This is a genomic window from Sutterella megalosphaeroides (genome assembly GCF_003609995.1).
Taxonomy (GTDB): domain Bacteria; phylum Pseudomonadota; class Gammaproteobacteria; order Burkholderiales; family Burkholderiaceae_F; genus Sutterella; species Sutterella megalosphaeroides.
Genome location: NZ_AP018786.1, coordinates 517,065 through 530,271, shown reverse-complemented (window position 1 = coordinate 530,271; position 13,207 = coordinate 517,065). Strand labels below are relative to the sequence as shown.

Below are 13,207 nucleotides of genomic sequence, written 5' to 3'. Positions count from 1 at the left end.
ACCGCAGCGGCCCGCGGCCACCACACAACACGCACACACCCAATAACGCACCCGTAACGCACAACGAGAGAACACACCCATGAGCACCACCAAACTCGAAATCTGGACCGACGGCGCCTGCAAACAAAACCCCGGCGTGGGCGGTTGGGGCGCCTTGCTCGTCTGGGGCGAACACAGGCTTGAGATCTACGGGGGCGAACGTCTGACGACCAACAACCAAATGGAGCTTACCGCCGTCATCTCGGCGCTCTCCGCCCTGAAGCGCCCCTGTCCGATCATCCTGCACACGGACAGCTCCTACGTGAAAAACGGCATTACGCAGTGGGTGCACGGTTGGAAGCGCAACGGTTGGCGCACGGCCGACAAGAAGCCCGTGAAAAACGTCGAACTCTGGCAGCGCCTCGACGCGCTGGCCTCCCGCTTCGAGATCGAGTGGCGTTGGGTGAAGGGGCACAACGGCGACCCTGGCAACGAAAAGGCGGACGAACTCGCCAACCTGGGCGTGGAAGTCGCTCTGGGCAAGCGCCCCGCGCCGACGTTCTGAGACTCCCGAAGCCCTTAATACCGCATTTATGGTATTTTTGCCGGGCGCTCTTGATTTTTTCGGCTCGATCCGTAAAATTTCAATTCTCGACGCGCGGTTAGCTCAGTGGTAGAGCACTGCCTTCACACGGCAGGGGTCACTGGTTCGAAACCAGTACCGCGCACCAGATTCCGAAAGGCCTCACGGGAAACCGCGAGGCCTTTCATTTTTTGTGCGCCGAAGGCGCCTGCCAAAAAGGGAGCCGTTTCCGGCTCCCTTTTATCTTTTCAAGCGACGCGAACGTCAAACGCCGACGTCCTCTTTCTCCCGAGCTTTGCGGCACTCGCTGCACACCCCGTAGAGAACGAGCGAATGATCGGTAAGCTCGTAGCCGAGGCGTCCCGCGACGACCCGCTGCGCCTGTTCGATCGCAGGGTCCACGAACTCTTCGAGCTTGCCGCAACGAACGCAGACGATATGATCGTGGTGATGACCTTCCTGAAGCTCGTACGTCGCACGACCTTCGTCGAAGTGGTGGCGCACCAGGATGCCGGCGCTTTCAAACTGCGTCAGCACGCGGTACACGGTCGCGAGGCCGATGTCGCAGTCGTCGTTCAGAAGGAGCTTGTACACTTCTTCGGCCGACAGGTGGCGCTTTTCGACCTGCTCGTTCTGGGCGAGCCTCTGGAAGAGGTCGAGGATCTTCAGACGAGGCACCGTGACCTTGAGGCCCATGGTCTTCAGGTCGTTGGTTTGATTTCGAGACACTTCGTGCACGACGGACTACCCTTCTATCGGTTCGAATACCTTTATCATACGTTCTCATCAGTGCCTTTGCACTGCCGAGAAGGTAAACCGTCATTCTATAGTTTTTATGTTCACTAGACAGCTTCTTCTTGCCGTCGCCGGCCTTGCGACGGCGGCATCTCTGACCGGTTGCTACACGATGGCGGACGCCTGGGAAAATCCCAATGACTATGTTCCCTACTACCTTCGACCGTACAAGGCCGACGTGCATCAAGGCAACCTCGTGACGAGCGACATGGTGCTCCAGCTCGAAAAGGGCATGAGCGACGCGCAGGTGCAGTTCCTGCTCGGCGTTCCGCTCGTGCGCGACCAGTTCCACCCGAACCGCTGGGACTACGTGTATTTCCTCCAGCGCGGGAACGGCGATCGCCAGCTTCGTCGCCTGACGGTCTTCTTCGACGAAGAGCGCCGACTCGACCACTGGATCTCGGACCCGATGCCGAACGAAGAGCAGGCCGACCAGCTGATTCTCGGCAACATCGATACGTTCGTCCCCGAGGCGCCCAAGGCGCAGACCGAAGAGAACGCTCCGGCCGACGCCGCCTCGACCCCCGCTCCCTGACGGATCTTGAGGAGTTTGTATGAAGGAAGAACTTGATCGGCTCCAGTCGCTTATCGAGCAGCTCGTCGTGCGTCTTCAGAACGAACGCTCGATGAACTCGCAGTTGCGCAACCAGCTTGCAGCCCGCGAAGCGGAGCTCTCCCGCGCGAAGTCGCAACTCAACGATCTGCGACGCAAGGTGAACGGCCTGGCCTCTCAGTTTGCCAACACCGAGGAACCCCTCCTCTGACGCTCGACCGTTTGTCTCTCCTTGTCCCGTTTTTCTCAGAAAGCCATGTCGGAAGTCACCGTCTCGATCTTCAGCCACAACTACCGGCTCGCCGTCAGCACCGGCGAAGAAGAGCTCATCAAGAACTGCGCCGAAATCGTCGACAAGCAAATGGAGGCGATGCGCGCGGGCGGGCGCGTGCTCGCCGCCGATCAGATCGCCGTTCTTTCGGCACTTGAGATCGTCTACAACGCCAAGAAATCGGAAGAGGCCGCAACGCAAGCAGTGAACGCCGCCCGAACGGAGGGCGACTCGGCCCGTGCCGACATCGCCGCCGTCCGGTCGGAAGCCGACGCGCTGCGCGCCGAACTCGAGTCCGCTCGTGCCGCGGCGGCGGCCGCACAGGCCGAACTCGAAACCCTCCGTGTGACCGCGGAAGCTCAGCCCTTCGTGCGCCCCCTGCAGCAGGAGCCGATTCCGCAGGCCGCCCCCTCGATTCCCAACGAAGCCGAGATCGTTGCCCGAATTCAAGAGCTCTCCCGAATGTGCGAGGAGGCGATTTTCCAGGATACGAAGCTCGGTTCGCTCTTCTAAACCATGACCGGCCCTGAGAAGCTCTCCGTTCTTTTGCCCGTCTACAACACGCGAGCCGACTGGTTGAGCGTTGCGATCGAGTCCGTTCTGAGCCAAACGTACCGAGACTTCGAGCTGTTGCTTCTCAACGACGGTTCGACAAATCCTGATACCCTTGCGACGCTCGCCGCCTTTGAAAAGGCCGACGATCGGGTGCGGCTGATCCACAACCCCGAAAACATGGGGCTTGCCAAGACGCTCAATCGGGGATTGACGCTTGCACGTTACGACTGGATTGCCCGTATGGACAGCGACGATATTTCCGAGCCACAACGCTTCGAAAAGCAAGTCGAGTTCTTTAAGACCCACCCCGACATTACGGTGCTGGGAACTGGCATGAACATGTTCGGCGAGTTGGAAGCAGCAGGTCAGAACCCCGAACATCATGACGAAATTGCAACCATGATGTTGAATCGCTGCGCAATAGCTCACCCGACGGTGATGTTTCGAAAAAATCCTATTCTTGCTTCCGGAGGATATCCGATCGACTACCCCAACGCAGAAGATTACGCCCTCTGGACGAAGCTGATCTTTCACCATCCCGAAGTACGCTTCGCCAACCTGCCAGCCCTCTTACTCCGATACCGATTGATTCGGAGTCGCCCTGCGTATGTCAAAACGCAAGAAGAGAGCGCCATTCGCATACGAGCTGCCGCATTCGCCGCTCTCGGCGTACCCGGACTACTCTTGCCCTACTTCGCAAAGCCCGCTCGAAAGAGGATCAGCGGCAAGAAACTTAAAGCATACGAAGATGCCCTGAGCCGCATTTTCATTGCGTTGCAACGTCAACCCTATATCATCGACGACACCTTCCGTGAGCGCATGCAATACATTTTGCAAAAAGCCGTGAAGCGCGCGTTACCGTCACCCTATGCCTTGCGACGCATGGGTTCGTTGCTTTTTCGGCGCGAAGCCTACCTCGATTCACTCTTTCCGCGAAAAGCGCCTACCAAACCGGCCGCCGATTCGCTATACTCCAAGTAAACCTGCGGCGGACGGCAACCGGGCTCCAAAGTACCTAGAACCAATGCTAAACCCCATTGGTTGGCGCACTCGAGGGCCGACAGAGAGCCGGTCACGCGTTGACTGGCCCGGTCCGCTCCGGAGCCGACCGCCCTGAACTCTCGGTTCAGGATACGTAGCCCCGCCCCACCGCAGGTTCCCCTCTTCCGAAAGGGCAGTCCCTCATGCGACTGCCCTTTTTGCTTTTCGTACGTTCGCTCGTTCGGTGCGCTATGCTCGATTCCATTCGACAACTTTTGGAGGTCCCATGACCGTCTCGCTCACCGACGCCGCCCGCGAACTGCAGCACTCCGCCCGCCGCTTCTGGCTCATGAAGACCGAACCCGGCGAATGCTCGATCGACGACGCGCTCACCGCCCCCGACCGCAAGGTGTCCTGGTTCGGCATCCGAAACTACCAGGCACGCAACTTCATTCGCGACGACATGAGCGAAGGCGACGGTGTGCTCTTTTACCATTCGAGCTGCGCCGAACCCGGCATCGTCGGTCTGGCGCGCATCGCCTCGAAAGCCTATCCCGACGAACTGCAGTTCGATCCCGCGAGCGAATACTTCGACCCGAAGAGCACCGTCGAGAAGCCCCGTTGGCTTACGATCGACGTCGAAGGGCTCGTCAAGTGCGCGGCCCTCTCGATCGGCGCCATGCGCGAACATCCGGAGCTCGCCGGCATGCGCGTCCTCCAGAAAGGGAATCGCCTGTCGATCACGCCCGTGACACCCGAAGAATTTGCTTTCATCACGACGCTCCTTCGCTGATTTTCCCCAAAGCCGCGTCGTTCTTTCAACCCTCGACTCACCCACCCTCACACCATCATGGATCTCACCATCATCATCGAGCTTGCTCTCCTCGGAGCATGCACGGGCTTTTTGGCCGGCCTGCTCGGCATCGGCGGCGGCATGGTACTGACGCCCTTTTTCACGATGCTTCTCGGTACGGCGGGCGTCCCTCAGGAGCACGTCGTTCACGCGGCGATCGCCACGTCCATGGGCACCATCCTCTTTACGTCGCTCTCCTCCGTGCGGGCGCACGCTTCCCGCGGTGCGGTTCTCTGGAACGTCGTCGCCGCGGTGGCGCCCGGGATTCTCTGCGGCGCCGTGATCGGTGCCCAAATTTCGGGGGCCCTCTCCACCTTCTGGGTGGCGCTCATCTTCGCCGCCTTCGTGTATTTTTCGGCCACGAAGATGTTCTTGGGCGGCAAGCCCGCACCGACCCGCCATCTTCCGGGCGCGCCGGGGATGTTCGGAGCAGGCTCCGTCATCGGCGTCATCTCGTCGCTCGTCGGCGCGGGCGGGGGCTTCATCTCCGTTCCCTTCATGACCTACTGCAACGTCAAGATGCACAACGCCATCGGCACCTCGGCGGCTCTGGGCTTTCCCATTGCCTTTGCGGGTACGATCGGCTACATCTGGAGCGGCTGGGGCATTGAAACGCTGCCGCAGTGGCCGATGATGCTCGGCTTCATTCACCTCCCCGCGCTCTTTTCCGTGGCGGTGATGAGCGTCCTGACGGCGCCCCTCGGCGCCAAGGTGGCTCACTCGATCGACACGAAGCCCCTGAAGCGCATCTTCGCGACGCTTCTCTACGTGCTCGCAACCTACATGCTCTGGAAGGCGATCAGCGCCTTCTGACCGACGCCGCCTGCGTTTGAGAAAAAGGGCGTCTTCCTCGGGGAAGACGCCCTTTTCTCATTTCGGCGGTGGTTGGTCGGTGCGCGACTGTGCACGACTCAGTGCGACTTTGCGCCGCGAAGACTCCGGGCCATGACGAAAAGCCCCGCGAGGATGAGCGGGATCGTCAGCCACTGACCTTGCGAGAGATCGAACGCCCGAAGGCCGAGGAAAGCGTCGGGTTCGCGGAAGTATTCGACGAAAAAGCGCGCCACCCCGTAACCGACGCCGAAAAGGCCGGCTACGAACCCGGCGGGTTTCGGTCGACGGGAGACGAACCAGAGCAAAAGAAAGAGCACCAGCCCCTCAAGCGCCGCTTCGTAGAGCTGCGACGGATGACGGGGAAGGCCGTCTCCCGCCTGCGGAAAGACCATGGCCCAGGGAAGCGCGGCGGGCGCTTCGCGCCCCCAGAGCTCTCCGTTGATGAAGTTCCCGATACGTCCCGCCATCAAGCCGAGGGGAACGAGCGGCGCGACAAAGTCGGCGAGCTTCCAAAAGCCGATGCCGTGACGATACGCGTAGAGGGCCATGACGACGAGGACGCCGATCAAGCCGCCGTGCGCGCTCATGCCGCCCTGCCAGATTTCAAAAATCGCGAGCGGGTGCTCCACATAGTAGGCGGGCTGATAAAAGAGGCAGTACCCGAGGCGTCCGCCCAGGATCACGCCGAAGATTCCGTAAAAAAGGAGATTTTCCACGTCGTCGGCGGTGACGCCGCGCCACGCGTCTTTCGCCCGCAGGCGACCGAGCAACCAGAAGGCGACAAAACCCGCCAGGTACATGAGTCCGTACCAGCGGACGGCCACGGGGCCAAGCTGGAGCGCCACGGGATCGAATTGGGGATGAATCAGCATTTCCGACGTTCCTTTGCGTCATTCGTCGAGCCGCCATTGTAGCGGCCGAGCGCCTCGGGCAAAGGTCGCCGGGCATCGCTTGTGTTAAGGTGGAGCCCTTCGAAACCCTCGTTTTCTTCGACGACCATGACCATCGAAACGCCTTCTTCCGCACGGCTTTCCTGCGCCCTCTCTGATCTGCGCGCAACCCGTCCGCTCGTTCACTGCCTGACCAACGAAGTCGTTCAGGAAATCACGGCCAACGTGCTGCTTGCGGCCGGCGCCTCGCCCGCCATGGTGGTGGCCGAAGAAGAAGCCGGTACCTTCGCCCGCATTGCGGGCGGCATTCTCGTCAATATGGGGACGCCCTTCCCGGAGCGCCTGCGCGCCATGCGCAAGGCGGTCGAAGGCGCCCGCGAAGCGGGCCGCCCCTGGGTGCTCGACCCCGTGGCCGCGGGCGGCATTCCCTGGCGCGACGGCGTCATCCGCGAGTTCGTCGAACTGAAGCCCGCGGTCATCCGCGGCAACGCGAGCGAAATCCTCGCCCTTGCGGGTGCGGGCACGGGCGGCAAAGGCGTCGACAGCACGGCCGATTCGAGCGACGCTCTTGAAGCCGCGCGAGCGCTTGCCGCTCGCACGGGAAGCGTCGTCGCCGTAACGGGCGCCGTCGACTACGTGACGGACGGCACGCGCACCTTCGCTATCACGGGGGGCGATCCCATGGCGACGCTCGTCGTCGGTACGGGCTGCTCGCTCTCCGCCTTGGTTGCAGCCTTTTGCGCCGCGCATCCGAACGCGCTCGAAGCCGCGGCGGCCGCCTGCGCGCTCGCGAAGCGCGCCGCCGAAGTCGCCCGACGCAAAGCGGACGCCCCGGGGAGCTTCCACGTCGCCTACATCGACGCGCTTTATACGATTCGTCCCGAAGAACTGGGGGCTTGACGATGACGGCATTTGATCCCGCCTCGCTGCGTCTTTACCTCGTGCTCGACCCCGACCTCTGCGGGGGTGCCGAAGGGATGATCCGCACCACGCAAGAGGCCCTCCTCGGAGGCGTCACGTTCGTTCAACTGCGCGCCCCCCGTTGGAAAAAGCGCGCCATGGCCGAATGCGCCCGGGCGCTTCTTGAGGTGACACGCGCGCGGGGGGTTCCGCTTGTGATCGACGACCACGCGGACGTGGCCTTTGCCGTGAACGCCGACGGCGTTCACGTGGGGCAGCAGGACCTCGCGGTCGACGACTGCCGGCGACTTCTCGGAGCGGGAAAAATCGTGGGGCTCTCGATCAATACGCCCGACGAGATGCGACGAGCGCCCGTCGATCTTGTCGACTACGTCGGCATCGGCCCCGTCTTTCATCAGACGACAAAGCGCGACGCTTCGCCCGCGCTCGGCCTTGAGGGGTTGCGCACGATCGTCGAAGCGTCTTCCCTGCCATCGGTGGCCATCGGCGGCATCAAAACGGAGAACGCCCGCGCGGTGACGGCGACGGGTGTCGACGGCATCGCCGTCGTTTCCGCTGTTTGCGGAACCCGCTCGCCCCGCGACGCGGCCGCTTCCCTTCGTTCCCAAATCGTTCGATGAAACTTCGCACGCTTTTTTCCGTTCAGCCGGGCACGCTCGCAAGCACCCTTCTCCTGTGGGCGGCCACGGCGGTGCTTCTCGCCTTTGCGGCTGCGCCCTATAGGGCGTTCCAGCTCTGGTCCTTCTCGATTCTCTTCGGCGGACTGCTCCTCTATCGGGGACGCTCGAGCCTCGTCAAGGCGGTCGCCTACCTCGGCTTTCTGCTGATCTGGATCGACGGTGGCATTCGCGCCTTCCTGCGTACGATCTACGGGGCGGAACCGAAGTCCACTTTCGTTCTCGAGTCGGTGGCGAACACCCATACGTCGGAGAGCTTCGAATACTTTCAGACGCTCTGGAGCGACGTCGCCCTCTGGTCGGGGATCGTCCTCGCTCTGGCGATCGCGGGACTCTTTCTCATTCGCCGCATTCCTTCGACGCCCGCACCGCGCACGGTGTCGGGCAAAGCCCAGACGGCGCTTATCGGCTTTCTCGCGCTCGTTTTGACGGTCGGTGCGGCCCTGAGCCCCTGGCGCGGTCACTGGCCGATTTTCTACTGGCCCTCGTGGGCGGCATCCGTCGAAAGCGTTCGCGCGGGTTGGGAAAATCAAACGCAGGAGCATGAGCTTCGTCGTGCGACGGCCGACGCTCAGGTGACTTCCGCCTCAAAGGAACCCCGTACCCTACTGCTTCTGGTGGGTGAGAGCACGGTACGCGACAACCTGTCGCTCTACGGCTATCCGCGAAACACCACGCCGAAGCTCGACGCTCTGACGAAGGACCCTCACTTTGCGACCGTGCGTCCGGTGTGGTCCGTTTCCTCGTCGACGCTTCCCGCGTTCGACGACATGTTCGAATTCTCCACGTCGTCGGGCCCGGGGAATCTCTTCGCCTTTTTCCGAAGCGCGGGCTACAAAGTGACGTGGATCAGCAACCAGGACGACCTGGCCATCAAGAATCGCTATGCCGCCTGGGACGACGATCCGGAAATGCTCAATCGCCTCTCCGGCCGTTCGAGCGCATCGCTCGACGGCAACGTTCTTCCCTCCCTGGAGAAGGCGCTGAACGATCCCGCCGAACGCCACCTCATTGTGGTGCATCTCATCGGATTGCACCCGCACTACCGTCTGCGCCATCCGAGCGACTGGACGGCCGACTGGGCGAAAAACGACGCCGTCGAAACGCAACTGAAGTCGCTCGATCGATCGAGCTGGGTGATCGACGCCCGCAGCGACTACGACCTCGGCATTCGCTATCAGGATGAGATCCTTGCGCGCTCGCTGGAGCTCGCCCGCGCGTCGAGCTCAGGGAAGATCCTCGATTGGATCTATGTCTCGGACCACGGACAGGAGCTCGGCGACGACGAAAACCGCACCGGTCACTCCAATACGACCGCGGACGGCTATCGGGTACCGCTCCTTTTCTGGCTCTCCGACCGAACCGATGTGAAGAGCTGGGAGAGCCGCCCCTTCCGCACCGACTATCTGAGCCCGACCTTGCTCGCTCTTGCAGGCATCCGTTGGAAAGACGAAAACGCAAGCCGCATCTTCCTTGATCCCGCCTACGTCTGGGAAAAGCCCGACATTCCCGCCGTCGACCCGGAACTCAACGCCGTCACCGCTCGGGAAGCCGAACGTCGCGCAAACGCGGCGCCTTGATGCGTTTTCACACACCTTGGAAAAATTCGTGAGGCGCCGCACCCCTCGGGCTCCGTAGAATGGGGGAAACCCTTCTTCTTTTGGAAACATCCCCATGCGCGAGCGTCAATTGCCCACGACGGTCCGGCTCTCCGAGAAGGACGCCCGAGACGTCCTTCTCTCCGAGCTTCTTGAAACGCCGACCGAGGTCGCCCCGGGCGAGAAGGCCGTTTGGACCCCGGCCGATGCCGCCGCCGCAACGCGGGATGCCCGCCACTTGGCGGGCGAACGGCGTACGCCGGGTCTGTTTCTGCCGCTGCGAGCGCGACTCGTTCTGGCGCGACTCAAAGAGCGTCGCGTCAAAACGACGCTCGAACGAACGGGCATCGCCACGACCCCCGTCCTTCTGACGCTCGCGATGCTCGGCTATCTTGCGGGGGTGCTCACGGACCGACTCGCCACGACGGGATCGGTGGTGAATCTTTTGTCGCCTCCGCTTCTCGCCTTCTTCCTTTGGAATATCTTTGTCTATCTCCTTCTTCTCGTTCAGGGCGCGGGCGCCCTGACGGGAAAGTCAGTCGGCGCGCCCCTGCGATCGGCCCTGGTGCGGCTCTTCGAGAAACTGCACCTTCCGGGCCTCAAAAAGGACGGCCTCCGCACGCGCTTTTGGGCGCGTTGGGCGCCCCTCATGGCGCCGAAGCTCACCCTCTGCGCCGCGCAGGCACTCCACCTGGCAACCCTGGCTTTTGCAATCGGCCTTCTGACGAGTCTTGCCGTTCGCGGCATCGGGACGGCTTATGTCGTCGGGTGGGAAAGCACGTGGCTTGCCGACCGACCCGACATCGTCCACGGCATTCTCAACGCGACCTACGGGCTCGTGCCGGGCTCTCAACCCATGCCCGACGTCGAACACGTGCGGCTCATGAATCTTGCCGACGGGCTTTCCGCACCGCTTACCGAATCCACGTCGTGGTTGTTGCGCCTCATGGGCCTCATCGCCGCTCTGGTACTTGTTCCCCGCGCGAGTCTCGCGTTTGTCGCGACGTTGCGCATTCGTCGGCGCGAAAAGGCGCTTCCTTTCCCCGTAACGACTCCCTACTATCGGCGACTTCTCCTCTCGGACAACGAAGCCCGTCGCCGCGAAGTCGTCGTGCTCGTACCCGAAACGCACGGGAAGGACTGGACGGACCTTTGCCGCCGCACCGAGGCGCTCCTCAAGGCCCGGGACGTCGCTCTGAAAATCGTCCCCGCCGAACTCTGGGATACGACGCCCGAAGCGGTTCTCGAACGCGTGCAAAAAGAAGGCGCTTCGGAGCGCCTCTTCTGGGTGGCGCTCGACGCTTCCGCCACGCCCGAAGAAGAAATTCACGGTCGGTTCCTTACGGCCCTTTCCGAGAACGTCGTCGTGCTGCTCGACGTCTCTTCCCTCTTTGCGCGCTTCGGCAAAGACGCGCCCAACGTCCGGAGCCGTCTGGCGCTCTGGGAGACGTTCGCGCACGATCACGGCGTCCGCATTGCGGCACTCGATCTTGCGGACGCCTCCCCCGAATTCATCGACGCCCTTGAGGCGTTGGTCGGCTCGAGCGCCGACGCGTTTCAACCCAATTGAGAGTCATGAGTACAACCGATCCGCTTCGCATTCATCTGAGCCTCGTCAGCCACACGAACATCGGCAAGACAACGCTCGCCCGAACACTGCTCATGCGTGACGTGGGTGAAGTGGCCGACCGGGCGCACGTTACCGAAACGACGGACGACTACGTGCTCGCCCGCGGTCCCGCGGGGTGCGAACTTGTTCTTTGGGATACGCCGGGGTTCGGGAACTCCGTGGCGCTTGCGAAACGCTTGTCCGAGCGCTCGAACCCGGTCGGATGGTTTCTCTCCGAAGTGTGGGACCGCTTCACGAACAAAGCCTTCTGGCTCGATCAGCGGGCGGTCCGCCACATTCGGGACACCTCAAGCGTCGTGCTGTACCTCGTGAACGCCGCCGAACGGCCGTCCGTCACGCCCTACATCCCCGCCGAGATGCGGATCCTCTCTTGGATCGGCAAGCCCGTCATCGTGCTTCTCAACCAGATGGGGAAGCCCCGTCCGCCCGAAGACGAACGAGCCGAACTCGAACTCTGGAAGAGCGAACTCGCACCGTACGACTTCGTCAAAAGCGTCCTTCCCATGGATGCCTTTGCGCGGTGCTGGGTGCAGGAAGCAGCGCTCTTCGACGCGCTGGCCGAAGCGCTTCCCCCCGAATCGCAGACGACCTTCGACACGCTGCGCACCGTCTGGATTCGCGGACGCCGGGCCGTTTATTCGAGTTCGCTCGACACCATCGCCCTGCACGTCTGGCGGCAGATCACGGCGCATGAAACGGTGCCGACCCCGACCCTCAAAGACCACATGCTCACGATGGTCAAGCATTTCGGTCTCATGAAAAAGGAAGAGGATCGTCTGTCGGACGCGCAAACGGCCCTTTCCGCCCAAGCGGCCGACAGCTTCTGCGCGCTCACGAACGCGCTCATCGAACTGAACGGTTTGCGCGGCAGCGGCGTCTCCAAAGAAATCCTTCGCCGCATGAAAACCGACTGGGAGCTCGCCGCCTACTCGATCGATCCGGGCAGCGCCGCCGCGGTCGGCACCGGGATCGGCGCCACCTCGGGCGCGGCCGTCGGAGCCGCAACCGACTTCGCGACGGGCGGCCTCAGTCTCGGTCTCGGGACCCTGATCGGCGGTTTGATCGGTGCGATCGGCGGCATCGGTGCCGCAACGCTCTACAATGCTCGTCACGAAAAGTCCGGGATTGAAATTTCCTGGAGCGAGCACGCGCTCAAGGGCTTCATCCTAGAGGCCGTGCTCCTTTACCTCGCGGTCGCGCACTTCGGGCGCGGGCGCGGCGACTGGGCCGAAGGCGAAAGTCCGGAATTCTGGAAGAAAGCCGCGACGGACGCCCTGAACGCACAACCGATGGATCTTCCGGACTTGAAAAACATGGCGGCCGAAGAAGGGCTTCCGCTCCTTACGCAGCGCATCGACTCCGTGCTTCGCGCCGTCTTCACCATGCTCTACAACCGCTCTGTCTGAGCTCGTCCGCCATCATGCTTACGAAAGGCCTTACCACCGTCGGTCTTCTTCTCGTCTCGAACGTCTTCATGACGCTCGCCTGGTACGCCCACCTGAAACTTCAGAGCGCCAAGCTGATCAGCAGCTGGCCGCTTTACACGGTCATTCTCTTTTCCTGGGGGATCGCCCTCTTCGAATACTCCTTCATGGTTCCCGCCAACCGGATCGGCTTTGTCGGCAACGGCGGCCCCTTCACTCTGGTGCAGCTGAAGATCATCCAGGAGGTGATCACGCTCTTCGTCTTCACCGTCTTCTCGCTCGTCGCCTTCCAAAACCAGGCGCTCGGCTGGAACCACCTCGCGGCCTTTGCCTGCATGGTCGGAGCGGTGTTCTTCGTTTTTATCAAGTAAGAATTTCCTTCATGACCTACTTGAATTTCATCGGGTTTTATAAAGTGATAACCCAATTCATTGCTTTGTAAAGAAAGCAAGACAATCGCAAACTTGTGACCATCGCGAGTTGCTCGACTTTGTAAAATCTGTTTTTTCAAAACTAATCATTGTCGATAGCAGCTTCAGCACCATCGAAAGAGTCTGCTTTACAAACCCTGAATTGACAGCAACGAGAGCGCACTCTCGCGAGCATGTCCACTTCTCAGGTGCGCCACATGCAACCCCGAAAAGCGCTCACCCTAGTTGATTC

The 13,207-nt window shown here is 61.8% G+C and carries 15 protein-coding genes and 1 tRNA gene; 14 read left to right on the top strand and 2 right to left on the bottom strand.

All coding sequences use genetic code 11. From position 1 onward, the window contains the following. Positions 1-79: 79 nt before the first annotated feature. Both rnhA and S6FBBBH3_RS02550 read left to right on the top strand, forming a co-directional pair. Positions 80-544, top strand: coding sequence for a ribonuclease HI (gene rnhA, locus S6FBBBH3_RS02555; protein ID WP_120176286.1), 465 nt, complete (start codon positions 80-82; stop codon positions 542-544). Positions 545-635: 91 nt separating this feature from the next. After that, positions 636-710: transfer RNA gene (locus S6FBBBH3_RS02550), tRNA-Val, on the top strand. Positions 711-826: 116 nt separating this feature from the next. Here the strand turns inward: S6FBBBH3_RS02550 and fur are convergent. Then, positions 827-1,300: a ferric iron uptake transcriptional regulator gene (fur, locus tag S6FBBBH3_RS02545; RefSeq protein WP_120176285.1), complete on the bottom strand. Its 474-nt coding sequence runs from the start codon at positions 1,298-1,300 to the stop codon at positions 827-829. 97 nt (positions 1,301-1,397) lie between these two features. Between fur and S6FBBBH3_RS02540 the strand changes: the two genes are divergently transcribed. From S6FBBBH3_RS02540 to S6FBBBH3_RS02515, 6 genes are all read left to right on the top strand, one after another. After that, positions 1,398-1,892, top strand: a complete 495-nt coding sequence (locus tag S6FBBBH3_RS02540) for an outer membrane protein assembly factor BamE (RefSeq protein ID WP_120176284.1) — start codon at positions 1,398-1,400, stop codon at positions 1,890-1,892. 19 nt (positions 1,893-1,911) lie between these two features. Then, positions 1,912-2,121 (top strand): hypothetical protein, encoded by a 210-nt coding sequence (locus tag S6FBBBH3_RS02535; RefSeq protein WP_120176283.1) that lies wholly within the window; start codon positions 1,912-1,914, stop codon positions 2,119-2,121. 45 nt (positions 2,122-2,166) lie between these two features. Further along, entirely contained in the window at positions 2,167-2,694 is a 528-nt protein-coding gene (locus S6FBBBH3_RS02530; RefSeq protein WP_120176282.1) for a cell division protein ZapA, read from the top strand. A 3-nt stretch (positions 2,695-2,697) separates the two neighbouring features. Continuing rightward, complete coding sequence (locus tag S6FBBBH3_RS02525) at positions 2,698-3,717, top strand: glycosyltransferase (RefSeq protein WP_120176281.1); 1,020 nt, start codon at positions 2,698-2,700, stop codon at positions 3,715-3,717. A gap of 286 nt (positions 3,718-4,003) precedes the next feature. Further along, positions 4,004-4,510 (top strand): EVE domain-containing protein, encoded by a 507-nt coding sequence (locus tag S6FBBBH3_RS02520; protein ID WP_120176280.1) that lies wholly within the window; start codon positions 4,004-4,006, stop codon positions 4,508-4,510. A gap of 57 nt (positions 4,511-4,567) precedes the next feature. After that, positions 4,568-5,383: a sulfite exporter TauE/SafE family protein gene (locus S6FBBBH3_RS02515; protein ID WP_120176279.1), complete on the top strand. Its 816-nt coding sequence runs from the start codon at positions 4,568-4,570 to the stop codon at positions 5,381-5,383. 98 nt (positions 5,384-5,481) lie between these two features. On the opposite strand, the gene lgt is transcribed toward S6FBBBH3_RS02515, so the two are convergent. Then, complete coding sequence (lgt, locus tag S6FBBBH3_RS02510) at positions 5,482-6,276, bottom strand: prolipoprotein diacylglyceryl transferase (protein ID WP_120176278.1); 795 nt, start codon at positions 6,274-6,276, stop codon at positions 5,482-5,484. Positions 6,277-6,402: 126 nt separating this feature from the next. Here lgt and thiM point away from each other — a divergent pair, with 126 nt between their 5' ends. The 6 genes from thiM to S6FBBBH3_RS02480 all read left to right on the top strand — a co-directional run bounded on the left by thiM (position 6,403) and on the right by S6FBBBH3_RS02480 (position 12,915). Further along, entirely contained in the window at positions 6,403-7,194 is a 792-nt protein-coding gene (gene thiM / locus S6FBBBH3_RS02505; RefSeq protein WP_120176277.1) for a hydroxyethylthiazole kinase, read from the top strand. Positions 7,195-7,196: 2 nt separating this feature from the next. Next, positions 7,197-7,835 carry a thiamine phosphate synthase gene (gene thiE / locus S6FBBBH3_RS02500; protein WP_120176276.1) on the top strand — a complete coding sequence of 213 codons (639 nt, stop codon included), beginning with the start codon at positions 7,197-7,199 and terminating at the stop codon, positions 7,833-7,835. Next, the gene (locus S6FBBBH3_RS02495) at positions 7,832-9,472 is read left to right on the top strand and encodes a phosphoethanolamine transferase (protein WP_120176275.1); all 1,641 of its coding nucleotides are present in this window, start codon (positions 7,832-7,834) and stop codon (positions 9,470-9,472) included. Before thiE ends, S6FBBBH3_RS02495 begins: the two co-directional genes overlap by 4 nt. A 94-nt stretch (positions 9,473-9,566) precedes the next feature. Beyond that, complete coding sequence (locus tag S6FBBBH3_RS02490; RefSeq protein WP_120176274.1) at positions 9,567-11,060, top strand: DUF2868 domain-containing protein; 1,494 nt, start codon at positions 9,567-9,569, stop codon at positions 11,058-11,060. 5 nt (positions 11,061-11,065) lie between these two features. Then, entirely contained in the window at positions 11,066-12,526 is a 1,461-nt protein-coding gene (locus S6FBBBH3_RS02485) for a DUF3482 domain-containing protein (protein WP_120176273.1), read from the top strand. A 14-nt stretch (positions 12,527-12,540) separates the two neighbouring features. Continuing rightward, positions 12,541-12,915, top strand: a complete 375-nt coding sequence (locus S6FBBBH3_RS02480; RefSeq protein ID WP_120176272.1) for a DMT family protein — start codon at positions 12,541-12,543, stop codon at positions 12,913-12,915. Positions 12,916-13,207: the final 292 nt, after the last annotated feature.